Source organism: Deinococcus actinosclerus (assembly GCF_001507665.1).
Classification (GTDB): domain Bacteria; phylum Deinococcota; class Deinococci; order Deinococcales; family Deinococcaceae; genus Deinococcus; species Deinococcus actinosclerus.
Genome location: NZ_CP013910.1, coordinates 2,878,907 through 2,903,325 on the forward strand (window position 1 = coordinate 2,878,907; position 24,419 = coordinate 2,903,325).

The 24,419-nt window shown below is 70.9% G+C and carries 24 protein-coding genes; 5 read left to right on the plus strand and 19 right to left on the minus strand.

The annotated features are described in order from the left end of the window. Nucleotides 1-15 precede the first annotated feature (15 nt). Nucleotides 16-1,515 carry a carboxypeptidase M32 gene (locus AUC44_RS14150; protein WP_062159294.1) on the plus strand — a complete coding sequence of 500 codons (1,500 nt, stop codon included), beginning with the start codon at nt 16-18 and terminating at the stop codon, nt 1,513-1,515. A 72-nt stretch (nt 1,516-1,587) separates the two neighbouring features. Here the strand turns inward: AUC44_RS14150 and AUC44_RS14155 are convergent, their stop codons facing one another. The 6 genes from AUC44_RS14155 to AUC44_RS14180 form a co-directional block, all read right to left on the minus strand. After that, on the minus strand, nt 1,588-1,965 hold the full coding sequence (locus AUC44_RS14155; protein ID WP_046844003.1) for a RidA family protein: 378 nt from the start codon (nt 1,963-1,965) through the stop codon (nt 1,588-1,590). 28 nt (nt 1,966-1,993) lie between these two features. After that, nucleotides 1,994-3,058 carry a PP2C family protein-serine/threonine phosphatase gene (locus tag AUC44_RS14160; RefSeq protein WP_062159295.1) on the minus strand — a complete coding sequence of 355 codons (1,065 nt, stop codon included), beginning with the start codon at nt 3,056-3,058 and terminating at the stop codon, nt 1,994-1,996. A 59-nt stretch (nt 3,059-3,117) separates the two neighbouring features. Further along, nucleotides 3,118-4,806 (minus strand): HD domain-containing phosphohydrolase, encoded by a 1,689-nt coding sequence (locus tag AUC44_RS14165; RefSeq protein ID WP_062159296.1) that lies wholly within the window; start codon nt 4,804-4,806, stop codon nt 3,118-3,120. Nucleotides 4,807-4,881: 75 nt separating this feature from the next. Beyond that, on the minus strand, nt 4,882-5,277 hold the full coding sequence (locus AUC44_RS14170; RefSeq protein WP_062159297.1) for a methylglyoxal synthase: 396 nt from the start codon (nt 5,275-5,277) through the stop codon (nt 4,882-4,884). Nucleotides 5,278-5,322: 45 nt separating this feature from the next. After that, nucleotides 5,323-6,219, minus strand: a complete 897-nt coding sequence (locus AUC44_RS14175; protein WP_082689084.1) for a DUF1206 domain-containing protein — start codon at nt 6,217-6,219, stop codon at nt 5,323-5,325. Nucleotides 6,220-6,328: 109 nt separating this feature from the next. Next, a complete protein-coding gene (locus AUC44_RS14180; RefSeq protein WP_062159298.1) occupies nt 6,329-6,814 on the minus strand; it encodes a YbjN domain-containing protein in 486 nt (161 codons plus the stop codon). 222 nt (nt 6,815-7,036) lie between these two features. Here AUC44_RS14180 and AUC44_RS14185 point away from each other — a divergent pair, with 222 nt between their 5' ends. Then, complete coding sequence (locus AUC44_RS14185) at nt 7,037-7,987, plus strand: bifunctional nicotinamide-nucleotide adenylyltransferase/Nudix hydroxylase (RefSeq protein WP_335338673.1); 951 nt, start codon at nt 7,037-7,039, stop codon at nt 7,985-7,987. A 65-nt stretch (nt 7,988-8,052) separates the two neighbouring features. Beyond that, nucleotides 8,053-8,631 (plus strand): GIY-YIG nuclease family protein, encoded by a 579-nt coding sequence (locus AUC44_RS14190; RefSeq protein ID WP_062159299.1) that lies wholly within the window; start codon nt 8,053-8,055, stop codon nt 8,629-8,631. A 54-nt stretch (nt 8,632-8,685) separates the two neighbouring features. Here the strand turns inward: AUC44_RS14190 and AUC44_RS14195 are convergent, their stop codons facing one another. From AUC44_RS14195 to AUC44_RS14235, 9 genes are all read right to left on the minus strand, one after another. Beyond that, on the minus strand, nt 8,686-9,477 hold the full coding sequence (locus AUC44_RS14195) for a carbohydrate ABC transporter permease (protein ID WP_335338701.1): 792 nt from the start codon (nt 9,475-9,477) through the stop codon (nt 8,686-8,688). A gap of 80 nt (nt 9,478-9,557) precedes the next feature. Continuing rightward, nucleotides 9,558-10,682, minus strand: a complete 1,125-nt coding sequence (locus tag AUC44_RS14200; RefSeq protein ID WP_062159301.1) for a carbohydrate ABC transporter permease — start codon at nt 10,680-10,682, stop codon at nt 9,558-9,560. Nucleotides 10,683-10,769: 87 nt separating this feature from the next. After that, nucleotides 10,770-12,005 (minus strand): ABC transporter substrate-binding protein, encoded by a 1,236-nt coding sequence (locus AUC44_RS14205; RefSeq protein ID WP_062159302.1) that lies wholly within the window; start codon nt 12,003-12,005, stop codon nt 10,770-10,772. Further along, the gene (locus AUC44_RS14210) at nt 12,002-13,339 is read right to left on the minus strand and encodes an ROK family protein (protein ID WP_062159303.1); all 1,338 of its coding nucleotides are present in this window, start codon (nt 13,337-13,339) and stop codon (nt 12,002-12,004) included. Before AUC44_RS14210 ends, AUC44_RS14205 begins: the two co-directional genes overlap by 4 nt. 250 nt (nt 13,340-13,589) lie before the next feature. Beyond that, nucleotides 13,590-15,152: a lysine--tRNA ligase gene (gene lysS / locus AUC44_RS14215; protein ID WP_062159304.1), complete on the minus strand. Its 1,563-nt coding sequence runs from the start codon at nt 15,150-15,152 to the stop codon at nt 13,590-13,592. A 118-nt stretch (nt 15,153-15,270) separates the two neighbouring features. Then, complete coding sequence (locus AUC44_RS14220; protein WP_062159305.1) at nt 15,271-15,759, minus strand: GreA/GreB family elongation factor; 489 nt, start codon at nt 15,757-15,759, stop codon at nt 15,271-15,273. A 144-nt stretch (nt 15,760-15,903) separates the two neighbouring features. Continuing rightward, complete coding sequence (locus AUC44_RS14225; protein ID WP_231724461.1) at nt 15,904-17,055, minus strand: MFS transporter; 1,152 nt, start codon at nt 17,053-17,055, stop codon at nt 15,904-15,906. Between the two features lie 70 nt (nt 17,056-17,125). Continuing rightward, complete coding sequence (locus AUC44_RS14230; protein ID WP_062159306.1) at nt 17,126-18,094, minus strand: hypothetical protein; 969 nt, start codon at nt 18,092-18,094, stop codon at nt 17,126-17,128. A 66-nt stretch (nt 18,095-18,160) separates the two neighbouring features. Next, the gene (locus AUC44_RS14235) at nt 18,161-20,455 is read right to left on the minus strand and encodes an endonuclease MutS2 (protein WP_062159307.1); all 2,295 of its coding nucleotides are present in this window, start codon (nt 20,453-20,455) and stop codon (nt 18,161-18,163) included. A 115-nt stretch (nt 20,456-20,570) separates the two neighbouring features. Between AUC44_RS14235 and AUC44_RS14240 the strand changes: the two genes are divergently transcribed. Then, nucleotides 20,571-21,029: a DIP1984 family protein gene (locus AUC44_RS14240; protein WP_062159308.1), complete on the plus strand. Its 459-nt coding sequence runs from the start codon at nt 20,571-20,573 to the stop codon at nt 21,027-21,029. 236 nt (nt 21,030-21,265) lie between these two features. Here AUC44_RS14240 and AUC44_RS14245 read toward each other — a convergent pair whose 3' ends face one another. The 4 genes from AUC44_RS14245 to AUC44_RS14260 form a co-directional block, all read right to left on the minus strand. After that, nucleotides 21,266-21,598 carry a hypothetical protein gene (locus AUC44_RS14245; RefSeq protein ID WP_062159309.1) on the minus strand — a complete coding sequence of 111 codons (333 nt, stop codon included), beginning with the start codon at nt 21,596-21,598 and terminating at the stop codon, nt 21,266-21,268. After that, a complete protein-coding gene (locus AUC44_RS14250; RefSeq protein WP_157445391.1) occupies nt 21,583-22,170 on the minus strand; it encodes a hypothetical protein in 588 nt (195 codons plus the stop codon). The genes AUC44_RS14245 and AUC44_RS14250 overlap by 16 nt, the downstream gene beginning before the upstream one ends. 101 nt (nt 22,171-22,271) lie before the next feature. Further along, the gene (locus AUC44_RS14255; protein ID WP_062159311.1) at nt 22,272-22,724 is read right to left on the minus strand and encodes a hypothetical protein; all 453 of its coding nucleotides are present in this window, start codon (nt 22,722-22,724) and stop codon (nt 22,272-22,274) included. Between the two features lie 23 nt (nt 22,725-22,747). Beyond that, complete coding sequence (locus AUC44_RS14260; protein WP_062159312.1) at nt 22,748-24,028, minus strand: replication-associated recombination protein A; 1,281 nt, start codon at nt 24,026-24,028, stop codon at nt 22,748-22,750. Between the two features lie 91 nt (nt 24,029-24,119). Between AUC44_RS14260 and AUC44_RS14265 the strand changes: the two genes are divergently transcribed. Further along, the gene (locus tag AUC44_RS14265; RefSeq protein WP_062159313.1) at nt 24,120-24,389 is read left to right on the plus strand and encodes a hypothetical protein; all 270 of its coding nucleotides are present in this window, start codon (nt 24,120-24,122) and stop codon (nt 24,387-24,389) included. Nucleotides 24,390-24,419 lie beyond the last annotated feature (30 nt).

Below are 24,419 nucleotides of genomic sequence, written 5' to 3' on the forward strand. Positions count from 1 at the left end.
GGTAGGCTGCGCGGGATGACACAGCATGAGACGTGGGTGGCCCTGCGGGCGCACTGGCAGGAGCTGGCGGACCTGGGCGGAACCCTGGCGCTGCTGGGGTGGGATCAGAGTACGTACCTGCCGCGTGGGGGGGCGGCGGGGCGGGCGCGGCAGCGGGCGCTGCTGTCGGGCCTGCGGCACGCGCGGGCGACGGACGCGGGGTATGGGCGGCTGCTGGATGCGGCGGGCGCGCTGGATCTGGGGCCCACGGAGGCGCGGATGCTGACGGTGGCGCGGCGGGACTTCGAGCGGGCGACGCGCCTGCCGGGTGAGTTCGTGCAGGCGTCGGCGCAGCATGCCGGTGAGAGTTACGCGGCGTGGGTGGAGGCGCGGCCTGCGAACGACTGGGCGCGAGTGGTGCCGCTGCTGGAGCGGACGCTGGACCTGAGCGTGCAGCGCGCCGCGTTCTTCCCGGAGTTCGCGGATCCGATGGATGTCTTCGTGGACGCCTCGGATGAGGGGATGACGGCCGCGCAGGTGGACGCGGTGTTCGCCGAGTTGCGCCGCGAGCTGGTGCCGCTGGTGGACGCGGTCACGGCGGCCCCGGCGCCCCGCATGGATTTCCTGGCGCGCGAGTACCCGATTCCCACCCAGTTGCGGCTGGGTGAGGAGATCGGGGCGCTGTACGGGTACGATTTCACGCGGGGCCGGCAGGATCTGACGGCGCATCCGTTCATGACACGGCTGGGCGCGCGGGACGTGCGGATCACGACGCGGGCGCAACTGGCGGACCCCACGGACGCGCTGTACTCCACGCTGCACGAGGTGGGGCACGCGCTGTACGAGCAGGGCGTGGCGGAGGACCTGCTGGATACCCCGCTGGGCGGCGGCGTGAGTGCCGGGGTGCACGAGAGCCAGTCGCGGCTGTGGGAGAACCTGGTGGGTCGCTCGCGGGCGTTCTGGGCGGGGCAGTTCGGGCGTTTCCGCGACGCCTTCCCCGAACAGCTGCGTGACGTGACGGAGGAGGAGATGTTCCGCGCGGTGAACGTGGTGCGCCGCAGCCTGATCCGCACGGACGCGGACGAGCTGACGTACAACCTGCACGTGATCACCCGCTACGAGCTGGAGCGGCAGCTGCTGGGCGGCTCGCTGGCGGTCTGCGATCTGGCGGACGCGTGGCATGCGGCCTACGAGGCGAACCTGGGCCTGCGCGCGCCCAGTCACGCGGACGGGGTGCTCCAGGACGTGCACTGGTTCAGCGGCGGGATCGGCGGGGTGTTCCAGGGATACACGCTGGGCAATGTGCTGAGCGCCCAGTTCTACGCGGCGGCCCGGGCGGCGAACCCGGACCTGGACGGGGACATCGCGCGCGGAGAGTTCGGGCGCCTGCACGGCTGGCTGCGCGAGCACGTGTACGCGCCGGGGCGGACGTTCACACCGAACGAACTGGTGCAGCGCGCGACCGGGCAGGAGATGACGGCCGCGCCGTACCTCGCCTACCTGCGCGGGAAGTACACGGACCTGTACGGCCTGTAGGAAAGGGCGGAGGGTCAACGGGCCCGAGGCACACCCTCCTGGACCCGTTGACCCTCAACTGGTGGACAGCGGTCAGTGGCGTTCGGCCAGCACCTCGATCTCCACGCGGACGTCGCGGGGCAGGCGGGCGACCTGCACGGTGCTGCGCGCGGGGTACGGGGCGGGGAAGTGCGTCTCGTACACGGCGTTCATGGCGGCGAACTCGTTCATGTCGGCCAGGAACACGGTGGTCTTCACGACCCGCGCGAGGTCGGTGCCGGCGGCGGCCAGCACGGCTTTCAGGTTCGCGATGACCTGCTCGGTCTGCTCGGTGATGCCGCCCTCGACCAGGGTGCCGTCGGGGGTCAGGGGAATCTGGCCGCTGGTGACGACCAGGTTCCCGAAGACGGTGGCCTGGCTGTAGGGGCCGATCGCGGCGGGGGCGTCCGGGGTCTGGATGATGTCTTTCATGCGTGGCAGCATACCCGGCGGCGGGCGCCTAGCGGGGCTGGCTGACGCTCTCGCGCGGGCTGGCCGGGGCAGGGACGCCCAGCGTGGCGGCGGGCGCGCCCAGCGGGTGCTGCGTGCGGCGCCGCTGCGTGAGCCGCTGCCCGATCAGCAGGACGAGCAGTAGGCTGGTGCCCAGCAGGCCGATCAGGCTGCGCCGTTCGGGCACCAGCATGATGCCCAGCAGCGTGAAGTACGCGATCATGAGCAGCAGGTAGGTCATCAGGCTGTTGCCGCGCTGCGTGGTCAGGAGCACGTCGACGTACATGGGCCCGTCCTCGCGCCGGGGGGGCAGGGCGTAGCCGGGCAGGCGCGCGTCGCGGTGAATGTCGACGATCAGCGCGGTGATGTTGTCCGGGCCGCCGCCGTCGTTCGCGGCGTTCACGAGCAGGCGGGTGATGGTGTCGGGCGGCAGGGGACGGGCCAGGATCGCGCAGAGCTCCTGATCCGTGACGACGCTGCTCAGGCCGTCACTGCACAGCAGCAGGCGGTCGCCGGGCTGGGTGGGCAGGCCGTGCAGTTCCAGCCGCACGCGCTCCTCGCCGCCCAGGGCGTTGCTGACGACGCTGCGCCACTGGTGGTCGCGCGCCTCGGCCTCGGTCATGTGGCCCAGGCGCACCTGTTCGGCCACCCAGGAGTGATCCTCGGTCAGGCGGTGCAGTTCCCCGCCGCGCAGCAGGTACGCGCGCGAGTCCCCGACGTGCGCGATCAGCACGGCGCCCCGGTCGATCAGGGCGGCCAGCAGCGTGGTCCCCATGCCGACGTACTCCCCGACCGCGTGGCGCAGCACGGCGAGGTTCGCGGCCTGCACCGCCTGGGCCAGCCGGTGCGGCGGCGCGCCGCGCCCGTCCAGGTAGTGCTGGCTCAGGGCGTCCAGGGCGAGGTTGGCCGCGAGTTCCCCGGCGGCGTGGCCGCCCATGCCGTCGGCGACGGCGTACAGGCCGCCCTGGGGCAGGTCCAGGGCCAGGGCGGCGTCCTGGTTCACGCCGCCCTGCCGCTGCCGACCGACGTCGGTCAGCAGACCGGACGTCAGGGAGGGCGTCGCGGGGGCGCGCATGAGTTCAATATAAGCCACCTGACTGTGGGGTCGGGTGTAGAGCGCCCGCGGCAGTGCCGTCAGGTGCCGTCGCGGGCGGGCAGCCCGCCGCGTGCGTGCAGGTCGCCCAGGGCCTGCACGCACGCCGGATCGAACAGGGTGCCCGCGTGCTGGCGCAGGTGACTCAGGGCCTCGGCGTCCGTCCAGGCGGGTTTGTAGGGGCGGGCGCTGACCAGGGCGTCGAAGGTGTCCACGACCCGCACGATCCGCCCGCCCAGGGGGATATCGGGGCCGCGCAGGGCGTGCGGGTAGCCGCTGCCGTCCCAGCATTCGTGGTGGGACAGGGCGATCTGCGCGGCGAGGCGCAGCAGCGGCCCGCCGTCGGCCGCGCCGGGCTGGGTGAGCAGTTGCGAGCCCAGCCTGGTGTGACTGGCGATGGTCTCGCGTTCCTGCGGGGTGAGGGGGCCGGCCTTGAGGAGGATGGCGTCGGGAATGCCGATCTTGCCCACGTCGTGCAGGCGCGCGGCGAGCCCGAGTTCCTCGGCGTGGGCCGGCGCGCAGCCCAGGTGCAGGGCCACGGCGGTGGTGGCGTCGCCCACCCAGCGGGTATGGGGGCCCAGCGGGGCGTCGCGGAATTCGGCGGCGCTGGCGAGCAGGTCGATCACCGCCCGCTGGCTGCGGCGCAGTTCCTGCGTGCGGGCCTGCACGAGCGCCTCCAGTTCGTCGTTGCGCTGGCGGTGCAGCCGGGTTTCGTGGCGGGTCACGTCCAGCGCCACGCGGGCCTGGGCGGCGCGGGTGCGTTCGCGCTGGTGGGCGCGGCGCTCGTCCCGGTCCAGCTGGTGGTACTGGTGGTGGTGGCGCAGCGCCCGCGCGTACTCTCCGAGCTGTTCGTACAGTTCACTGGCAGCCAGGTGCAGCGCGGCGTGTTCCTGCGGGTGGGTGGGCGCGGCCGGGTCGCGCAGGGCGGCCTCCAGCAGGTGCCGGGCCTGGTCGGGCTGGCCCAGGCGCAGGTGCGCGCGGGCGTGGTCGGCCATGACCCTCAGGGCGGCGCGGGTCTGGCCGCTGGCGCTCAGCAGCGGATCGGCCTGGGCGGCGGCGTGCAGCGCGGCCTGCGGGTCGTCCAGGTGCAGGTGGGCGTGGGCCAGGGCGGCCCAGCTCTCGCCACCCAGCGGATCGTGGGGGGCCAGGGCCGCGAGTTCCCGGGTGTGCCCGGTCAGGGCCTCGGTGGGGCGCTCCGGGGGGGGCAGGTCGAGTTCGGTCAGGGTGAGGCGCACCAGGGTGCGGGTCAGGCCGGGCTGGGCGTGCTGGCGGCGCAGGTGCAGGCTGGCGCGCAGGGTATCGCAGGCGGCGTGCACGTCACCCAGCGCGGCGTGCAGGGCCGCCAGATCGTCGAGCAGGTCCAGCTGCAACGTGAGGTGGCTGGCGTCCCGGGCGAGGCGCAGGGCCAGCGCCAGGTACTCCTGCGCCTCGGCGTCGTTGGCGAGGTTCAGGTGGACGCAGGCCGCTTCCCGCCACGCGCAGGCCTGGGTGTACGGGTCGTGTCCCAGGTAGGCGACACTCTCCAGCAGGGCGTCCAGGGCCTCACGGGAGCGCCCCAGGCGGTTCAGCGCGGCGCCCCGGGTCAGCAGGGCGGCCGCGAGGTGCGGGTCGTTCCCGGTGTCGCGGGCCTGACGGCTCTGGTGGTCGGCGCGGCTCAGTTCGCGTTCCCAGTGCTGACGTTCCGTCCGGCTCAGGGCGTCCGGGTTGCCGCAGGGAAGACTGATCCACATCTGGGGTCATCACACCACCTGGGCCGCCTGAACGCATTCACCTGTCAGGGGCGCCGCTGGCGGGGTGCGGGGCGGTCAGGGGTCCAGCTGTTCCCGCAGCCACAGCATCAGCGCCTCGGCGCTGGCCGGATTGGTCGCCAGCGGGATGTCGTGCACGTCGCACAGGCGCACCAGGGCGCTCACGTCGGGCTCGTGCGGCTGGGCGGTCAGGGGGTCGCGGAAGAAGAATACGGCCAGCACGCGTTCCTCGGCCAGCCGGGCGCCGATCTGCTGGTCGCCGCCCAGCGGGCCGGACAGCACCCGCTCGACCTGGAGGCCGGTCTGTTTTTCCAGAATGCCGCCGGTGGTACCGGTGGCGACCAGATGAAACTGGCCCAGTACGGCGCGGTGGTTCAGCGCGAACAGGGCCAGTTCGAGTTTCTTCTTGTCGTGGGCGATCAGTGCCACCTGACGGCTGGGGTTGGGTGCCATGCGGGGCATTCTCTCACCACGCCGGACCGGCCGGACCGGGATGGGTCAGGCAGCGCCCTCGATCCGGATGCGGCGGTAGCGGGCCTGCACGACGCACCACACGCCGTAGCACAGCGTGCCCAGCGCCACGGCGCCGAGCAGCAGGTTGCCGCTGGGCTGGGTGCGCAGCCAGGTCAGGGCCTCGCTGATCCCCACGGTCTCGCTGGCCTTGCGGTGCCACGCGGCCAGCAGCGCGAACACGCCGATGATGACCATCAGCACGCCGCGCGAGGCGATGCCGACCTGCCCGGTGCGTTTCAGGAGGTCGCAGGTGCGCTGCGGCAGGTCGGTGAAGACCACCCGTTTCATGAATTTCGCGCCGTAGGCGGTGTAGAGCTGGCTGCCCGCGATCACGAGCAGGATCAGGCCGCCCAGCGCCAGCCACAGCTGCCCGCCGGGGAGGTTGAGGACGGTGCCCGCCACCTGCTCCTCGCTGTTCTGCGAGCGGGTGGCATTCCCGATCAGCGCGAGCCGGGCGGTGAAGAACGCCAGCCCGAGGTTCGCGAAGCCGCTGAAGGTGTACCCGGCGCGCTTGACGATCCCCTTGGCTTCATGCCCCTGCCCTTCGGGATCCAGGGCGGCGCGGATCAGCTGCCACAGCGCGTAGCCGATCAGGCCCAGCGTGAGCAGCCACATCAGCAGCGTCCCGGCGGGCAGGTCCTGGAGCCGCAGCAGGGCACCTTTCGTGTCGGTGGTGGCCCCGCCGCGGCCCAGCGCGACGCTCAGGGCCAGCAGGCCGACGGTGCCGTACACGACGCCCTTGCTGGCGTACCCGAAGCGGGCCAGGGCTTCCAGCCAGGGCGCGGCGTGTCGGGTGGCGTGGGCGGCGGCCTGCTGCGCGTCGTCCACGCCACTTTTCAGGGTGCTGGCCGTCTGCTGGCCCAGGTGTTTGAGGTCTGCCATCAGACCTTCAGTCTGCGCGGCGCGCGCACCGCACAGTGGGGTCGGCTGTTCAGGCCTCTTGAACTGGCCTGGGGAATTCCTTTACGTCCGCGCGCCGTCCGCGGCGGTTTCAGTCGCCCGGCAGTTCGTCCTCGAAGGCGCTCACGTCGTCCAGGTAATCGGCGATCCAGGCCTTCACGGTGGCCTGCGTGAACCCGCCGCGGATGGCCAGGGTGCTGTCGAGGTAATAGCTGCCCTCGTAGGTGTAGGCCTGGGTGTAGTAGTTGCCGTTCCACTCGTTCACGAGGCCGGTGTCGAGTTCCCCGGCGTCGCTGTAGTCCCAGGAGGTGCTGGCGGTGGCGCGGCTGCACACGCCGTTCTTGCAGGAGCTGAGCCACACCTGGACCTCGTGCCCGCCGCTCGTGAAGGTCATGGTGGGGTCGCGGTCGGCCTGGGCGGGTTCCATGGTGACCTTGTACCCGGCGGCTTTCAGGGCGGCCATGACGGCGGCGGGCGTGGCGGGCTGCACCTGCGTGACGGGCGCGGCGGCGCCCCCGGCGACAGCGGGCGCGGTGAGGGAGAGGAGGAGGGTGGCGGCCAGCAGGGTGCGGGTCATGCCTCAGCGTACGCTGCCGGGTGCGGGGGCGTCCGGGCAGATGAGGCGACTGCACCCAGTTCAAGTCTCTTCCCTTGATAACTCATGTTTTTCATGGTTGCTGTATGTCAACGTGAGGAGCATGACCGCGCCCAGCACTCCCTCCCCCACCCCGCGCCGCCGCCGCACCTTCGGGGTGTACATCGGCCGCTTCGAACCCCCCACGCCGCGCACCTCGCCGTGATGCTCGAAGCGCTCCAGAGCGTGCAGAAGCTCATCGTGGTCATCGGCAGCGCCCGCGCCGCGCGCAACATCAAGAACCCCTTCACCGCCGAGGAACGCCAGGACCTCATCAGCGCCATGCTCCAGGGCGCCGGCATCCCAAAAACCCGCGTGCTGTTCGTGCACGTCCGCGACTACTACTACAACGAGGCCCTGTGGCTCAGCGAGGTCCAGGCCGGCGTGACCGCCCACACGCGCGGCAGCAGCGATGTCGCCCTCATCGGCCACATCAAGGACGAGAGCAGCTACTACCTGCGCTCCTTCCCCGCCTGGGAATTCATTCCCACCCACGTCGTCAGTCCGCTCAGCGCCACCGACGTCCGCCGCGCCTACTTCGAGGGGCACCTGGACACCGTGCAGGGCATGGTGCCCCCCGCCGTCCACGCCTTCCTGACCTCCTTCCAGACCACCCCCGACTACCGCGACCTGCGCGACGAGTACGAGTACCTCGCCCGCTACCGCGCCGCCTGGAAGGACGCCCCTTACCCCCCCATCTTCGTCACGACCGACGCCGTCATCACCCGCAGCGGCCACGTCCTCCTCGTGCGGCGCGGCGGGCTGCCCGGCCGGGGCCGCCTCGCCATGCCCGGCGGGTTCCTGGAGCAGAAAGAAAACCTCCTCGACTGCTGCGTCCGCGAGGTGCAGGAGGAAACCGGCCTGGGCAGCGGCCTTGACCTGAAAGCCGCGCTGCGCGCCCAGGCGGTCTTCGACTACCCCGACCGCAGCCTGCGCGGCCGCACCATCACCCACGCCTTCCACTTCGACCTCGGCATCGGGCAGCTCCCACGCCTCAGCGGCGGCAGCGACGCCAGCGAGGCCCTCTGGATGCCCCTGAGCGACATCCTGGCCAGCCCCGAACTGTTCTTTGAGGACCACCACGCCATCATCGAACACTTCGTCATGCGCGGGTAAGCGGAGGTGCGGCGCGGTCAGGGGCCCGGACCTGGCATGCTGGAGCGGATGATCGGGACGCCCAGGTGACGCCGGACAAGCCGTACTACGTGTACGCCCTCAAGGACCCGCGCCAGCATCCGGCGCGGCCCTTCTACATCGGCAAGGGCACCGGCACGCGCGCCCACGATCACCTGATCCGCCCGGACCACACCCCCAAGGGTGACCGCATCCGCGAGATCGAAGGGGCGGGCGCGCAGGTCCTCGTGAGCTATCTGGTGGAGCACCTGACCGAACCCGAGGCGCTGCGGCTGGAAGCGAAACTGATCGCGGCGTTCGGCACGCAGGCCAGCGGCGGCCTCCTGACGAATACCGTGCTGCCCTCGGGTCTGGGGGGCAAGGAGCGGCCCGGCCTGACCGTGCCCGCCGGCGTGCCGGAGAAGGCGCAGGTGGGCCTGACGCTGCTCAAGGACGCCGTGCTGGAGTTCGCGCAGGCCAACCCGGGCGGCGTGAAAAACGCCGAGGTGGCCAGCCTGCTGGGCCTGCGCAGCGACTACGGCGGCGGCTCGAAGGACTACCTCTCGTACAGCCTGCTGGGGCTGCTGATGCGCGAGGGCAGGATCGGACGCAGCGGCAAGGGACGGCACGTGGCGCAGGTGAAGTGAACATAGACAGCGCGCCCCACACCGGAGTGCGGGGCGCGCGGAGCGGGTGTGGGTTCAGCCCTTGACGGACCCGGCGAGCAGGCCGCGCACGAAGTAGCGGCCCAGCAGGATGTACACGAGCAGGGTGGGGAGTGCGGCGAGGATCGCGCCCGCCATGGGCAGGTTCCAGCTGACGGCCTGTCCCCCGGCCAGCTGCGACAGGGCGTACGTGACGGGCTGGCTGGTGGTGTTGGTCAGGGTGGCGGCGAACAGGAATTCGTTCCAGACCTGGGTGAACTGCCAGATGATCACGACGACGAAGCCGGGGATGCTGATCGGGAAGATGACCCGGCCGTAGATCTGCCAGAAGCCCGCGCCGTCGATGGTGGCGGCCTCGATCAGGGCGTCGGGCACGTCGGCGTAGAAATTACGGAAGATGAGGGTGGTGATGGGAATGCCGTACACGACGTGCGCCAGGATCAGGCCCCAGATGCTGCCGTACAGGCCGAGGCTCTTGATGAACTGGAACAGCGGGATCAGCACGGCCTGGTACGGGATGAACATCCCGAAGAGCATCAGCGCGAACAGGGTGTTGGCGCCCCGGAACTTCCACTTGCTCAGGGCGTAGCCGTTCAGGCTGCCCAGCAGGGCGCTGAACAGGGTGGCGGTGACGGCCAAGAACAGGCTGTTCAGGACGTTGCCGCCGATCTTGCTCCAGGCGTCGCTGAAGCTCGCCCAGTTCAGCGCGGCGGGCCAGTGCCAGGTGGTGGAGAGGTTGATGTCGTCCGGGCTTTTCAGCGCGGTGGCGACGAGCAGGTACACCGGCACCAGGAAGAACAGCGCGGCCAGCACGAGCAGGGCGTACATGAGAACCCGGCCGGGCTTGATGGGGCGGCGGGGCGCGGCGGTGGGGGCGGCGGCCGGGGCGTTCACGGGGGCGTTCGCGGTCATGCGTGGCCCTCCTCGGTGCGGAACTGGGAGCTGAGGTACGGGACGATCACGAACGCCACGAGGATCAGCAGGATGGTGCCGATCGCGGCGCCCAGCGCGAACTGGTTCTGCCGGAAGCTGGTGAGGTACATGTTCAGCGCGGGCACGCTGGTGTTGATGTTGTCCGGGCCCGCCATGGCGTACACGAGGTCGAAGATCTTCAGGCTGATGTGACCCAGGACGATCATGGCGCTCAGGGTGATGGGGGCCAGCAGCGGGAAGATCACGTGCTGGTACATGCCGAGGTCGTTCGCGCCGTCGACCTTGGCGGCCTCGCGCAGTTCCTCGGGGATGCCGCGCAGACCGGCGAGGTACAGGGCCATGGTGTAGCCGCTCATCTGCCACACGGCGGCGATGATGATGCCGATCAATGCGAAGTTGAAGCCGTGCAGTTCAGGGGCGGGCAGCATCTTGATGTTCGGCCCGATGATGAGTGCCCACAGGAACAGCAGCGCGGCGCACCCGCCCGCGACCAGGGTGCGGGTGCGGTCCCCGCTCCGCGCGGCGCGCACGGCCATGACGACCAGCACGAGGCCCACGACGCTGGCGGTCAGCAGCGGCAGCTTGTTCCAGTCGAATTTCCAGATGGCGTCGGTGCTGCTCAGCCACGCGAAGGTGCTGGGCTGCGCGCCGAACAGGGTGGGCGCCTGGTTCAGGCCGCCCTGGGGTTGCAGCATCCAGCGCCAGATGGTGCCGGTCACGATGAACGACAGGCTCATGGGGAACAGGAAGATGGTGCGCCACAGTCCTTCCCCGCGCGGGTTGCGGTCGAGGATCAGGGCGAGGCCCAGGCCCAGCCCCAGGCAGCCCAGGATGAAGAACAGCGTGAAGAAGATGGTGCTGACGAGTTCCTGCCGGAAGCGCCCCTGGAGGAATCCGGTGAACAGGTCCTGGTAGTTGGCGAAGCCCGTGAAGCGGATGATCGGGTTCAGCGCCAGGGCCTGCGCGGGGTCGTTGCCCCAGTCGGTCATGCTGACGTACACGCTACGCGCGATGAAACCGTACACGAACACCGCGATCAGGATGATGCTGGGCGTCAGGACGGCGATGGACCACAGGCGGTCTTTACTCAGGCCTTTCATGCGGGGCCTCCTTTCACAGGGGCGGTGCGCGGGAAGCGGCGCGCGGCTGACCGCGCATCCGAATTCCGCGCACCGCTGGCTGGTGCGTTACTTGCTGATGCCGGCGCGCACGGCCAGCTGCTGCGCGGCGGCGGCCGCGGCGGCGCTGTTCTTGCTGGCGACGAACTGGTCGATGATCGCGCCGAAGGCGCTGGTGAAGCTCTCGGGGGCGACGGCGCCGTGCACCATGCTGCCCACGATCTTGTTGCTCTTCCAGTCGGCGGCGGCGCTCTTGCTGTACGTGTTGTACTTGCTCAGGTCGCTGTCGGTGCGGGCGGCGATGGAGCCCTTGAGGGGGTTGAAGGCGTCCTGGCCGGCCTTGCTGCCCAGGACTTTCAGCCAGTTCAGGGCCTCGGCGCGGTCCTTGGCGCCCTTGGGCAGACCGAAGGAGTCGGCGAGCATCACGAAGGTCTTGGTGGTGCCGGGGGCGGGGGCCCAGCCGAAGCCGGTGTTCGGGGCGAGTTTCTTGGTGGTGGTGAAGTACCCGGCGGCCCAGTCGCCCATGACGTTGAAGGCGCTGGTGCCGTCGATGATGCGGTCACTGGCCTGCTGCCAGCTCAGGCCGCTGGCGTCCTTGTTGGCGCAGTCCATGACCTTGCCGAAGGTGGTGAAGGCCCCCACGACCTTGGGATCGGTGAACTTCAGCTTGCCGGCCCACAGGTTCTCCCAGTTGGCGGAGCCGAGGGTGCCGATCATGACGCTCTCCCAGAGGTGCTGCTGGGTCCAGTTCTCACCGACGACCAGCGGCGCGGCGACGCCCTTGGCTTTCAGGGTGGAGCAGGTCTTGAGGAATTCGGGCCAGGTCTTGGGCGCGGTGACGCCCCAGGCCTTGAGTTTGGCGGGGTTGTACCACATGACGTTGCTGCGGTGCACGTTCACGGGCACGCTCCAGGGCTTGCCGTTCGTGCTGATCAGCTTGACGAGGTCTTTGGGGAACACCTTGTCCCAGCCTTCGCTCTTGAAGAGGCTGCTGAGGTCTTCCATGCGCCCGGCGACGACCCAGGTGCCGATGAGTTCCTGACCGGCGTGCGCCTGGAAGGAGTCGGGGGGCGTGCCGCCCAGCATGCGGGTCTTCAGGACGGCCTTGGCGTTCGTGCCGGCGCCGCCGGAGACGGTGGCGTTGTCCACGGTGACGGAGGGGTACTTCTGCTTGTACAGCTTGATCAGGGCTTCCAGGGCGGGACCCTCGTCACCGGACCACCAGGAGAAGATCTCCAGTTTGCCAGCGGCAGAGGCGCTGGTGGTGACGGCGAGGGCGGCGGCGAGCAGCAGTGCTTTTTTCATGGTGTTCCTCCGTGTGAAACGGGTGCGTTCAGGGTGGGGGTCGGCCGGGGGGCCGGGGGCGGGGCGCGGCTGCCCGCGAGGTCACGGGCGTTCTGGTTCATGCGGGCGATGCCGTACAGGTGCGGCAGGCCCCGTGGGGTGAAGAGGGAATCGAGCATCATGGCTCCGGCGCCCATCACGCCGGCGTCCTGACCCAGGGTGCCCAGGTCGATGCGGGTGCGGTCGGCGTTGATGCGCATGGTGCGGCTCTGGGCGCTCACGCGGATGGCGCGCAGCAGCACGTCGCCTGCCTGCGCCAGCCGCCCGCCGATGATCACGGCGGCCGGGTTGAAGAGGTTCAGGGTGGTGCTGATCGCCACGCCCAGGTGGTGCCCGGCTTCCTCCCACACGGCGCGGGCCAGGGGATCGTGCGCGGCGTGCGTGAGCAGGTCCTCGATGGTGATGGGGTCGGGGAGGTCAGTGGGGTGTCCCTGGAGGCGCAGGCTGCGGGCGTGGTTCTCGATGACCTGCGCGGCGGCGTAGCTTTCCAGGCTGCCGGGGTTGCCGCTGCGGCCCACGGGGCCCTGCTCGTTGATGCTGATGTGCCCGATCTCGCCGGCGCCGCCGCGCGTGCCGCGGTGCAGGCGCCCGCCGAGCAGCACGCCCGCGCCGATGCCGGTGGCGACCTTGACGTAGATGAGGTCCTGAATGCCGCGGTGCGCGCCGAAGCGGGCCTCGGCCAGGGCGCCCAGGTTGGCGTCGTTGTCCACGAGGACTTCGAGGTTCAGGGCGTCCTGCAGGGCGGCGCGGACGTTCTCGCCGTCCCAGCCGGGCATGTTGGGGGGCTGCACGACGCGGCCGGTGTCGTGGTCGACGGGCCCCGGGACGCCCACGCCGACCAGCGCGACTTGCGCGGCGTGCAGCTGCGCGTCGGCGAGCACCTGCCGGGTCAGGTCTTTCAGCAGGGCGTAGGTGGGCTGCGGCCCGCGCGAGATGTCGTGCGGCACGGTGCGGCTGGCGAGGGTGCGGCAGTGCAGGTCCAGGGCGTCCACGCGGGCGTGGCTGGCCCCCAGGTCGATGGCGAGCAGCGCGGCGGCGCGGGTGTTGAGGTTGAGCAGGGTGGCGCGCCGGCCCACACCCCCGGTTCCGCGCGTACCGACCTCGTTGACCAGTCCCACACTGATGAGCTCCGTGACGATGGAGCTGATCGCGCTGCGCGAGAGGCCCAGTTCACGGGCGATGTCCACGCGGGCCAGATCCCGGTTCCACAGCAGCCCGAGCAGCAGCAGCGTGTGCCGCGCGCGGATGGCCGCGAGGTCCAGGGTGTCCGGGGTGTGGGAGTCGGCGTGCAGCATGGGGCGTCCTCTGTGGCCGGGGTGGGGCCAGCATGGAAAAAGGCGCAGGGGGAGCGTCAGCCGACAGGTTCGGCTGCGGGTCGTGGTGGGGCTTGTGTACGGGTATGCTGCGCCTGTCTAATTTTGTTTGTCAAACGAACGAATTAATGGAAGCGCTTCCCAGCGCCCTTTTCTGGACAACTGATCTAAGTTGACATCAAACGAACCGGCCGGAGCAGCAGCCCCGGTCGGTTTACCCACGCCGATTCGTTCAGCCGGCGGTGACTTCCGCCGCGTCCTCTGCACCCGCACCCGCGCCCTCGGGGCGCAGCAGCGGGAACAGCAGCACGTCCCGGATGGAATCCCGGTCGGTCATCAGCATCGCCAGACGGTCCATGCCCATGCCCATCCCGGCGGTGGGCGGCATGCCGTACTCCAGCGCCAGCAGGAAGTCCTCGTCCTGCTCGTGCGCCTCGTCGTCCCCGGCGTCCCGGCGGGCCGTCTGCGCCTCGAAGCGCTCCCGCTGGTCCAGCGCGTCGTTCAGCTCCGAGTAGATCGGCGCCAGCTCGAAACCCGCCACGTACAGGTCGGCGCGCTCGGCCAGCCCCTCGCGGTCACGGTGCACCTTCACCAGCGGACTGATCGCCAGCGGCATATCCGTCAGGAAGGTCGGGTTCTGCAGCAGCGGCTCGACGTACTCGCCGCCCAGCTTGTCCAGCAGCTTGTAGTCCGGGGTCTTGCGGTGCTCGGGGTGGTGCACGTCACTCCACTCGCGCAGCTTCACGAGATCCAGCGGGTCGAAGTCCAGCCCCGCCTGCTCCTTGAGCGCCGTCACGAAGTCCAGCCGTTTGAACGGCAGCGAGAAGTCCAGTTCACGGCCCTGATAGGTGAGTTTCGGCTCGCCCTTCAGGTCCACGACCAGGTCGTGCAGCAGCGTCTCCACGAGCACCATCATGTCGTTGTAGTCGCCGTACGCGAAGTACGCTTCCAGCATCGTGAATTCCGGGTTGTGCGTCCGGTCGATGCCCTCGTTGCGGTAGTTGCGGCCGATCTCGTACACCCGCTCGAACCCGCCCACCAGCAGCCGCTTGAGGTACAGCTCCAGGCTGATGCGCATGCTGAACTCGTGCCCCAGCGCGTTGTGGAACGTCTTGAACGGCTTGGCCTCGGTGCCACCAGGGACGACCTGCAACGTGGGGCCCTCAACCTCCATGAAGTCGCGGCTGTCGAGGAAATTCCGGATGAAGCGCAGCATCCGCGAGCGCGTGCGGTACACCTCCCGGCTCTCGGGGTTGATCATCAGGTCCACGTAGCGGCGCCGCGCGCGGAGTTCCTCGTCCTGCAGGCCGTGGAACTTGCTGGGCAGCGGGTGCAGGCTCTTGACCAGTGGCTGCCAGGACGTCACGCGCAGCGTCAGCTGCCCGGTCTTCGTGACGAACGGGAAACCCCGCACGCCGATGATGTCGCCCAGATCGATCTTCTTCGTGGGGTCGAAATGCTCTGTGTCCTGCTTGGAGAAGTGCAGCTGGATCTTGCCGTGCTCGTCGGTCAGGTCCGCGAAGGCCGCCTTGCCCATGTGACGCATCAGGGTCACGCGCCCGGCCAGCGCGTACTGCACTTCAGGCCACTCCTGCCCGGCCTCCCACTTCGGCGCGCCGTCCTCACCGTGCGTGTCGGCCGGGTGGGCGGCCAGCACGTCACGGGCGTGATGCGTGCGCGGGTACGTGTAGGGGTGGGCCTCGAAACCCGCGGCCACCTGCGCGTCCAGGTTGTTCAGGCGGCTGACGGTCTGCTCGTGCAGACCTTCGCGGCGGTTGGGGGAACCATCAGACATAACCGCCAGTATAGGCCGCGCCCCACACGCCGCGCCCACCCGACGTCCAGTTCACGGCCTGCCAGAGAACGGGCCGGAGGCAGACCGCACGCGGCGACCTGCCTCCCCAGTGCTGGAGTCAATACTCGATGCTCTTGACCTTGTACTTCATCTGCTTGCCGTTGTCGAGGTTCACCACGAAGGTCTCCCCTTTCTTGCGGCCCATGAGTTCCTTGCCGACCGGGCTGTCCTCGCTGACGCGGGGCAGGCTGCCGCCGGTGACGGTCGCCTCGGCGGCGCTGACGACCTGCACCTTCATGTCCTTCTTGGTGGTCTCGTTGGCGAGCACGACGATCGCGCCGAGTTCCACGCGGCCCTCGTTCTCGTGGTCCTCGATGATCGTGGCGCGCGCCAGGGTGTCCTCGAGTTCCTCGATGCGCGCCTCAATGTTCATCTTCTCGCGCTTGGCATCTTCCAGCCCGGTGTCCTCGGTGTCCGAGTTGGTTTCCATCTGCTCCTGCAGGATGCGGGTCGCTTCCGCGAGGCGGTTCATCTCCTGATCCAGCGTCTTCTGGAGCCGTTCGAACCCTTCACGCGTGAGCTTCACCTGTCTGGTCGCCTGTGCCACTCTAGAGCCTCCGTTGCGCCGCCGGGCCGAACCCGGCGAGGACTTGAATCGTGGGTTGCTGAGAATTCGCCGCGCATTCTGCCACACACCCCCCACCCTGACAACGAGGTTTGCTAGAACCCCCCCTCACACGCCCCCGGCGGTTCAGGCCGCCGCGCGCGCGCCGCGCCGTGCCAGCGCCGTAAACAGCAGCATCAGCGCCGCGAGGACCGCGAGCGTCACCGGCACCGCCCCCGCCCCGAAACGCGCGAACGCCTGCCCCAGCAGCCACGGCGAGAGCACCCCACCCAGCGAGCCGGCCACCAGCAGCAGCGGCACCAGCCGCGCGCTAAGCACCTGCGAGAGCCACGCCAGGGTCGTGCCGAACACCGGGGCCAGCGCCAGCCCGGACAGGATCACGGCCAGCGGGGCCAGCGCGGGCACCCACATGGTCAGGGCCAGGGCCACGAGCGCCGCGCCGCAGCTCAGCACCACGCGCGGCGCGCCCACGCGGCCCGCGAACACGCCGGTCAGGACGCGCCCCACCGTCAGTGCCGCCCAGAAGGCACTCAGGGTCAGGGCCGCGCCGGGCAGTCCCCGCTCGGTCAGGTACCGTGACGCCCACGCGCCGTACCCGGCCTCCAGGCCCACGTAACACACGATCAGCGCCGCGAACAGCGCCGCCTGCACGGCGGGGCGCGCCGGAGTGGGCGCGTCCGCTGCCCGCGCGGGCGCGTGGATGCCCGGCACGCCCCACACCCGCCCCACCACGAACGTCACCGCACACAGCGCCGCGACCGCCAGGAACGGCCCCGCCAGTCCGCCCGGCGTGCCGTCCGCGCGGCCCAGGCCCACGACCAGCAGCGGCGCGATCATGCTGCCCACCCCGAACACCGCGTTCACGAGGTTCACGGCGCGCGCCCCCACGCTCGCGTACGCGGCGTTCAGGCAGGCACTCACGCCGCCCAGCCCGAAGCCGCCCAGGAACGCCGACGCGACCGCCAGCGGCCACAGCGGCGCGAACACCACGCCCGTCACGCCCAGCGCCAGCAGCAGCAGGCTCCAGGACACTCCGGCCCGCACGCTCACGCGGCGCAGCAGCAGCCCCATCAGGGGGGGCGCGACCGCCGACCCCAGGAAGTGCGCGCTGGCGATCACGCCCACCGACGCGGTACTCACGCCGAAGCGCGCCTGGAACAGCCCGAACGCCGGGCCGTACATCGCCTGGATCAGGCCCAGCGTGAAGAACGCCGCCACCCCCACCGCCAGCAGCGTCCACGAGAGCGGCGGCGGGGCGGCGGGGCGGGCAGTCGTCACGCCGGGACGCTATCACCCGCCGGGGCTGCCGGGGCGGTCCCCTGTCCATCCGGCCCCGGCCACCCTGCACTCAGCGGGGCAGGGTCACCAGGCCGTAACGGACGTAACTGGTGCCGGCCCCGGCATCGTAGGCGACGTACCCGATGCTGGGACCGATCAGGACCGGCAGGCCGTCCACGCGGAACATCACGTCCCCGTCCGCCGCGCTGTACCGGCCGGTCCAGTCCCGGGCAGCGCGGGCGCGCACGGCACCCACCCCGAAGCCCGCCTGTCCCGGCAGGCGGTACGTGAGGTCCCCGCTAGTGGAATGGGCGCGCGCCAGGTTGAAGTCGGCAATGGCGACCTCCCCGACCGTGAACCGCTCGAAGTGAGAGGCGTTCAGCGTGAGGCCCTGTGCGAGCGGGGCGTTCAGGGCCAGGTTCACGTCCACGCTGCCCTGCGCCTTGCCCTGCACCGGGAATGCGTACAGGCGCGCAGTGGTGGACAGCCCGGTATTCACGCCGCCGATGGCCCTGCCGTACCCGGCGCTGACCTCCGACTGGGTGTAGGGCGCGGTCACGGCGCCCTGCTGCGCGATCCCGACGTTGTTCAGGAACCGGACCTTACCGCCGTCCACCTGGGTGGCGTAGCCCACACTGAAGTGCGAGTGGGCCCCGCGGCCCTGCACCAGCCCGCTCCACTGGAGCCCGGCGGCGGGGGCGTTCGTCAGTTCGGCCTTGGGGACGTTGTAGAACACGCCCGCAGCGGCGCTCAGGCTGCCGAGCTGCGCGCTGAGGCCGTAATCGGTGTACGTGGGGGCCTTGACCAGGGTGAGGCGCAGGTCGGCCTTGACGGGCAGGGGCAGGTACCGCACGCCGAATCCGTCGGTGCTGCTGGCGACGAGCTGCGTGCTGCCGAAGCGCCCGAAGTAGTCGGGGGGCAGCTGGAATCCCCCGGCGGGAGCGGGCGGGGCGGTCTGGGCGGACGCCAGGCCGGTCAGGGTCAGACCGAGAGCGGTCAGGGCAGAGGCCGTGAGGCGGGCAGGGGCAGGAAATCGCACCTGCCCATCCTGACGGTGAACCCTGAGGGTCGTCAAAGGCCGCCTCATGAGTGCCGCCCCGCCCGGTCAGCGGCGGATGTTCACGATGGTCACGCCGTGCCCGCCCTGGTTGGGTTCGGCGTCGTGGAAGGACTCGACCTTCTTGTCGTTTTTCAGGTACTCGCGCAGCAGGCGCCTCAGGACACCCTGGCCCTTGCCGTGCACGACGCGCAGCGGGGTTTCCTTCAGGGCGTGGGCCTCGAGGATGGCGGTGCGGAGTTCCTCGACGGCCTCCTCGACACCCATGCCCCGCAGCTGGAGTTCCTTCAGGGCGGCGGTGGGCGCGGTGCCGGTGAAGCGGGGGCCGCGCGTCTTAGGGGCGCTGACCTTGGCTTCCTGCTTGAGGCGCACGTCGCGGCGCTTCACGCCGACTTTCATGACGCCGAGCTGCACGACCAGATCGTCGCCGCGCAGTTCGAGCACCTGCCCGCTGGCGTTGTACGCGGGGACGTCCACGCTGCTGCCCACCCGGATGGGGTCGCCGCGGTCCTCGCGCGGGGCGGGGGCGGGGCGGGTCTTCTGCGCGGCGACGCGCAGCTCGCGCAGTTCCTGCATGACGCGCGGGCGGGCGCTGTCCTCCTGCGCGCGGGCCCGCAGCGTCCGGACGCGCTCGACAGCGTCGGCGTACAGGGATTCGGCCTTCTGGCTGGCCTCGGCGAGCATCTCGTTCCGGCGGGCTTCGAGGGTCTCGCGCTCGGCGCGGACGCGGCCCAGTTCGGCCTCGGCGTCGCGCCGGGCGGCCGCCGTGGCGTCCAGCTGGGCGCGCAGGTCGGCCCGCTCGCGTTCCAGGCCCTCCAGCATGCGTTCCATCAGGCCCGCGTCGGGGCCCAGCAGCTCCTCGGCGCGGCCCAGCACGTCGGCCGGGAGCCCCATGCGCTGCGCGATGGCGAGTGCGAACGAGCGGCCCGGCTGCCCCACCTGCAGGGCGTACGTGGGGGCCAGGGTGTCCACGTTGAAGCCCATGCTGGCGTTCTTCAGCCCCGGCGTTTCCAGCGCGAACAGTTTCAGCGGCGAGAGGTGCGAGGTGATCACGCCGCGCGCGTCCTGCGTGAGCAGGCACTCGATCAGCGCCTGGGCGAGTGCGGCGCCCTCGTTGGGGTCGGTGCCGCTGCCCAGCTCGTCCACGAGGACCAGCGTGTCCGGCGCGGCGTGGCGCAGCACGTACCGCAGGTGCTTGAGGTGAGACGCGAAGGTGGACAGGCTCGCCTCGATGCTCTGCTCGTCCCCGATGTCCACCAGCACGTCGCGCACGACCGGCAGCCGCGCACTGGCCGCCGCGACGTACATCCCGCACTGGTGCATCAGCACCGCGAGGCCCAGCGTCTTGATCGTCGCGGTCTTGCCGCCCATGTTCGGCCCGGTGATGAGCAGCAGTTTCGTCTCGCCCAGCGCGAGATCGTTCGCCACCGGATTCTCGATCAGCGGGTGGCGCACCTCGCGCAGGTCGTACGAGCCGCCTTCCACCTGCTCGGGGCGGTTCAGGCGCCAGTCGCGGGCCAGCCGCGCCTTCGCGGCGATCAGGTCCAGCTCGCCGATCACGGCCAGCGTCATGGGCACGGCCATGTCGGAGGCGAGCAGGCCCGACAGTTCCGTCAGGATGCGGCGCATCTCGGCCTCCTCGTCGAGGATCAGGCGGGTGAGTTCATTGTTCAGCTGCGTGACGGCCGCCGGTTCCACGAAGTACGTCTGCCCGGTCGCGGAGGCGTCCACGATGATGCCCTGCACCTGCCCCACGCGGCTGGCCTGCACCGGCAGCACGTAGCGGTCGCGGCGGATCGTGACGATGTGTTCCTGCAGCACGTCCGCCCACTTGTCCAGCGTGGCCGCCAGCCGCTCGCGGATGCGCCCCCGCAGCGGCTCGATGCGCTTCCGCAGGTCCCGCAGGCGCGGACTGGCGTCGTCGCGCACGCCGCCGTCGCGGTCCAGCGCGGACAGCACCCGCCGCACGAGTTCACTGTGGTCGCCCAGGTCCACCGCGAGTTCCCGCAGCGGCCCGCGTGAATTCGCGGTGATGGCGCGCTTGACGGTCATCGCGCCGTCCAGCGAGTACGCGGCGTTCAGCAGTTCCTGCCCGGCCAGCACGCGGCCCTCGCCGGCGCGGGCGTGCAGGTCACGGATGTCCTGAATGCCGCCCAGGCTGAGGCTCACGCCGAACAGCGCGTCCTCGACCTCGTCCAGTTCCCGCGCGATCCGCCCCGCGTCATCCGAGGGGCGCAGGGCCCGGGCGCGCTCGGCACCCAGCGTCGTGGCACTCCGCTCCGCCAGGGCAGACAGGACGCGGGGAAAATCAAGGGCGGACAGGGCGCGGGCATCGAAGGACATCTCCTACGGAGCATAGCGGCCCCCGCATGGAATGACCGTGCGCCGAGTGGCTTAGAAAGCCTTATCCTAATTCCCGCCGCACCTGTGGCCCATGTCCGTCCCCTACCCTGCATGCATGAAACTCGCCGAGGCCCTGATCACCCGCGCCGACCTCCAGAAACGCGCCGCGCAGCTCGAGGAGCGGCTCGTGAAGAACCTGCTCGTACAGGAAGGCGAGGCGCCCGCCGAGGACCCCCAGGCGCTGCTACGCGAGTTCATGGAAGTCGCCGCGCAGCTCGAGGCCCTCCTGCCGCGCATTCACCGCGCGAACCTCAGCGCCACGCTGCCCGGCGGGGAGACGCTCACGGACGCCCTGACCCGCCGCGACCTGCTCGACCTGCGCCTGAAGGTCCTGCGCCGCGCCGCCGCCACCGCCAGCGAACGCCCCACCCGCTACAGCAACAGCGAGGTCCGCATCCTCTCCGCGCTGCCCGCCCGCGACCTGCAGGCGCAGGTGGACACCCTGGCCAAGGCGCGGCGCGAACTGGACACGCAGCTGCAACAGGCCAACTGGTTGACGGACCTGCCCGAATAGGCCCACACTGCCGCTCGGGGACGGCCGCGCGGGCGGAGACCTACCCCGCAGCGGGGAACACGCTGCACCCCTGAAGACGCCGGGGCGGCGTCGCCGGACCGACCGGCCCCACCGGGCACGCCCAGCACACTGCACCCCTCACCCGGCACCGCGCACCCCTCACGACCACGGCCTCGACGCCGGACCGCCCCCACCCCGCCCTCCGCACCCCGGAGCGGCGGGGGCTTTTCATGCCTTCATGCCCGCGCGGCGTCCAGTGCCGCCATGAAGGCGCGTGGGTCGTCCACCGCCCCTGTCACCTGTGGCCGCCCCAGGAAGCCGTGCAGCGTGACGGGCCGCGCAAAGTGCAGGGTGACGTTCGCCCGCGCCTGACGGTGCAGAGGCAACACGCCCGCGTCACTGGACGCGCCCGCCTGCACCTGCGCGAGGTCACTCAGGGCCACGCTGCCGGTCCAGAGCAGGCCCACGTTCAGGTGCAGCCGCTCGCCCAGCACCACCCCCCACGCCCGCAGGGCCCGCAGCTGCCCCGCGCACCACAGGGCGCCCAGCGCGTTCACGAGCAGGTGCACGAGCGCCGCCCGCTCATCCCGCGCCGCCAGCAGGAATGAACTCCGCGCCCGCCCCCGTGGACGACCGGAACGCCGCGCCACGCGGCCCGCGCGCGCCCCAGCAGGTGCGTCCACACCGCCCCCTCCCACGCCAGCCACGCCCCCAGGCCCGAGCGGGGCGTCACGCGCGACCACGACACGATCCGCCGCTCCAGGCCCTCCAGCCGCGCCGCGCCCGCCGGGAGGGGCCGCGTCAGGCCGAACGCCACCACGCCCAGCCCCACCAGCCCCAGCGCCACCGCGACCGGCCACCACCCGCGCGACAGCGGCAGCAGCAGCCACGCCACCAGCACGCCCCGCACGAGCACCCACGCCAGCGCCTCCGGGTGCCGCTCGCCCCGCAACCGCGTGCGGGACGCGATCAGCGCCGCGCTCACCGTCAGGTCGAACAGGGCCAGCCCCACCAGCCAGGGCCGCACCTCCGGCGGGACCCGCCCCGCCAGCAGGAACACCAGCGCCACCGTCACGCCCGGCAGCACCCACTCCGCATTCAGCCGCACCCACGCCCGCCCTGCCACCGGCACTGCCAGCATCACGACCCCCCAGGACCACCCGGAACCGGGCGCCCACACGCACTTGAAGTACGGTCACCGTACCCGGTGAGGGGGACCGGATTGTCCCGGCAGAGCAACGCCTATCCGCACCCGCTCCGCCGTTCCAGTTCAAGCAGGTGCTCATGCATCCGCCAGAGTTGACGGGCGACCCGTCTGAGGGCTTGAGCCTCCGGCGTGGCGTTCAACTCGGCGAGCAGCGCAGGTAACTCCTGCGTGACGAGCTGCGCTTCCTGGCCCGTTGCTCGATCCGTCCTCGTGCGAAGACGCCACACGCGCCGGGGCAGAGTTTCTATCGTCTGCCGCGCCGCTGTGACCGTTGCCTGCTTCGCCCACCAGTCGCCGTACTCCACGAGAGGGCGTCCCACACCGAGCATCCGCTCGACGATCTGGGCCATGACATGGTCGTCCTCAATCACGACGAAACTCTCGCCCGTGACGGCATTCAGTGGCATCAGACGACCATCGGCGAAGCGCGCCACCACCCACTCACGGCTGCGGCTATCCCAGAGAGGCGCGTAATCCGAGACATTCACTCAGACGAGTGTAGTCGGCGAATCTACTCCGCTCCCCCCTCGCCGTGCGCGTCCCGGAGTTTGCGCCAGCGGTCGGCGACGCGGGCCTCCCAGCCCTCGCCGGTGGGGGCGTAGAGCCCCAGTTGTACGCCGTCGGGCAGGTAGTCCTGCCGGAAGCTGCCTTCGGGGTCGTCGAAGTAGTACGCGTACCCCTTGCCGTAGCCCTGAACGCGCATGAGGGCGGTGGGGGCGTTGCGCAGATGCAGCGGGATGGGCAGGCTTTCCCCTTCGCGGACGGCGTTCAGGGCGTTCTTCCACGCGACGTACACCGAGTTGCTCTTGGGGGCCAGGGCGAGGTACACGACCGCCTGCGCCAGCGCGAGGTCGCCTTCGGGACTGCCGAGGAACTCGACGGTGTCGCGCGCGGCGATGCACAGCCGGAGGGCCTGCGGGTCGGCGAGGCCGATGTCCTCGGCGGCCATGCGGACCACGCGCCGCGCGACGTACAGGGGGTCGGCGCCGCCCTCGACCATGCGGGCCAGCCAGTACAGCGCGCCGTCGACGTGGCTGCCGCGCACGCTCTTGTGCAGCGCGCTGATGAGGTTGTAGAAGTCCTCGCCGTTCTTGTCCATCTGCGGCAGGTGCCGCCCGAACGCCTCGGTGATCGCGTCGGGCGTGACGGGGTTACTCAGGGTGCTGGCGACTTCCAGGGTGCTCAGGGCGCGTCGGGCGTCCCCCTCGGCGAGTCGGGCGAGGAGGTCCAGCGCTTCCGGCTCGGCGGTCACGCCGCTCAGGCCGCGCGGGTCGGTCAGGGCGCGGTCCAGCAGGCCGCGCACCTCCTCCGGCGTCAGGGCTTCGAGCACCAGCGTGCGGGCGCGCGAGCGCAGGGCGGGGTTCACCTCGAAGCTGGGGTTCTCGGTGGTCGCGCCGATCAGGGTCAGCAGGCCCGATTCGACGTGCGGGAGCAGCGCGTCCTGCTGCGCCTTGTTGAAACGGTGGATCTCATCGAGGAAGAGGATGGTCTTCTGCCCCCGCCCGCGCAGGCGTTCGGCTTCCGTGACCGCCTCCCGCACGTCCTTGACCCCCGCCGTGACCGCCGAGAGCGGGATGAAGTGCGCGCCGACCTCGCCGGCCAGCAGCCGGGCCAGGGTGGTCTTGCCCACGCCGGGCGGGCCCCACAGGATCAGGCTGCCCAGCCGCCCGGACTGGAGGACGCGCGTGAGCGGCCTGCCGGGGCCGAGCAGGTGCGTCTGACCCACGACCTCCGCGACGGTGCGGGGCCGCAGGCGTTCGGCGAGGGGAGCGGGCGGGTCGAACAGCGTCACCCGCGCAGGATACGGGCGGAGCGCCGCAGGAATTGGGAGGCGGGGCGCGGTCCGGCGGGCCTCATGGCGTCCCCTCCGGCACAATGACCGCATGGACGACACGCTGCGCCACCAGATCGACCTCGCCGCCTTCCCCGCCGACGTGCAGGTCACGCACGTTCCCGGTCCCGGCGTCGTGCTGCGCGCCACGCGGGAGGGCCGGGGCCTGGAACTCCAGGTGACGCCCGACGCCCAGCGCATCTACGGCGAGGGCCCCGCCCTGTCCGCCGCCCTCGCGCAGCTGAAACAGGCCGCCGCGCAGGGCCTCCCGGACACGCATCCGGACGGCGGCTTCGAGCGGCTGGTCTTCATCGGGGACTGACAGCCGGGCAACCCCTCAGTCGGCGGCGCT

Bases quoted from the DNA above. Each gene is read 5' to 3' on its own strand.
- AUC44_RS14250 (WP_157445391.1), bottom strand. From the start codon at position 22,170: ATGCTGGCAGTGCCGGTGGCAGGGCGGGCGTGGGTGCGGCTGAATGCG.
- AUC44_RS14200 (WP_062159301.1), bottom strand. From the start codon at position 10,682: ATGAAAGGCCTGAGTAAAGACCGCCTGTGGTCCATCGCCGTCCTGACG.
- AUC44_RS14205 (WP_062159302.1), bottom strand. From the start codon at position 12,005: ATGAAAAAAGCACTGCTGCTCGCCGCCGCCCTCGCCGTCACCACCAGC.
- AUC44_RS14265 (WP_062159313.1), top strand. From the start codon at position 24,120: ATGGACGACACGCTGCGCCACCAGATCGACCTCGCCGCCTTCCCCGCC.
- AUC44_RS14155 (WP_046844003.1), bottom strand. From the start codon at position 1,965: ATGAAAGACATCATCCAGACCCCGGACGCCCCCGCCGCGATCGGCCCC.
- AUC44_RS14180 (WP_062159298.1), bottom strand. From the start codon at position 6,814: ATGACCCGCACCCTGCTGGCCGCCACCCTCCTCCTCTCCCTCACCGCG.
- AUC44_RS14185 (WP_335338673.1), top strand. From the start codon at position 7,037: ATGCTCGAAGCGCTCCAGAGCGTGCAGAAGCTCATCGTGGTCATCGGC.
- AUC44_RS14210 (WP_062159303.1), bottom strand. From the start codon at position 13,339: ATGCTGCACGCCGACTCCCACACCCCGGACACCCTGGACCTCGCGGCC.
- lysS (WP_062159304.1), bottom strand. From the start codon at position 15,152: ATGTCTGATGGTTCCCCCAACCGCCGCGAAGGTCTGCACGAGCAGACC.
- AUC44_RS14170 (WP_062159297.1), bottom strand. From the start codon at position 5,277: ATGGCACCCAACCCCAGCCGTCAGGTGGCACTGATCGCCCACGACAAG.
- AUC44_RS14175 (WP_082689084.1), bottom strand. From the start codon at position 6,219: ATGGCAGACCTCAAACACCTGGGCCAGCAGACGGCCAGCACCCTGAAA.
- AUC44_RS14235 (WP_062159307.1), bottom strand. From the start codon at position 20,455: ATGTCCTTCGATGCCCGCGCCCTGTCCGCCCTTGATTTTCCCCGCGTC.
- AUC44_RS14195 (WP_335338701.1), bottom strand. From the start codon at position 9,477: ATGTACGCCCTGCTCGTGCTGGCCGCGCTGTTCTTCCTGGTGCCGGTG.
- AUC44_RS14165 (WP_062159296.1), bottom strand. From the start codon at position 4,806: ATGTGGATCAGTCTTCCCTGCGGCAACCCGGACGCCCTGAGCCGGACG.
- AUC44_RS14160 (WP_062159295.1), bottom strand. From the start codon at position 3,058: ATGCGCGCCCCCGCGACGCCCTCCCTGACGTCCGGTCTGCTGACCGAC.
- AUC44_RS14150 (WP_062159294.1), top strand. From the start codon at position 16: ATGACACAGCATGAGACGTGGGTGGCCCTGCGGGCGCACTGGCAGGAG.
- AUC44_RS14240 (WP_062159308.1), top strand. From the start codon at position 20,571: ATGAAACTCGCCGAGGCCCTGATCACCCGCGCCGACCTCCAGAAACGC.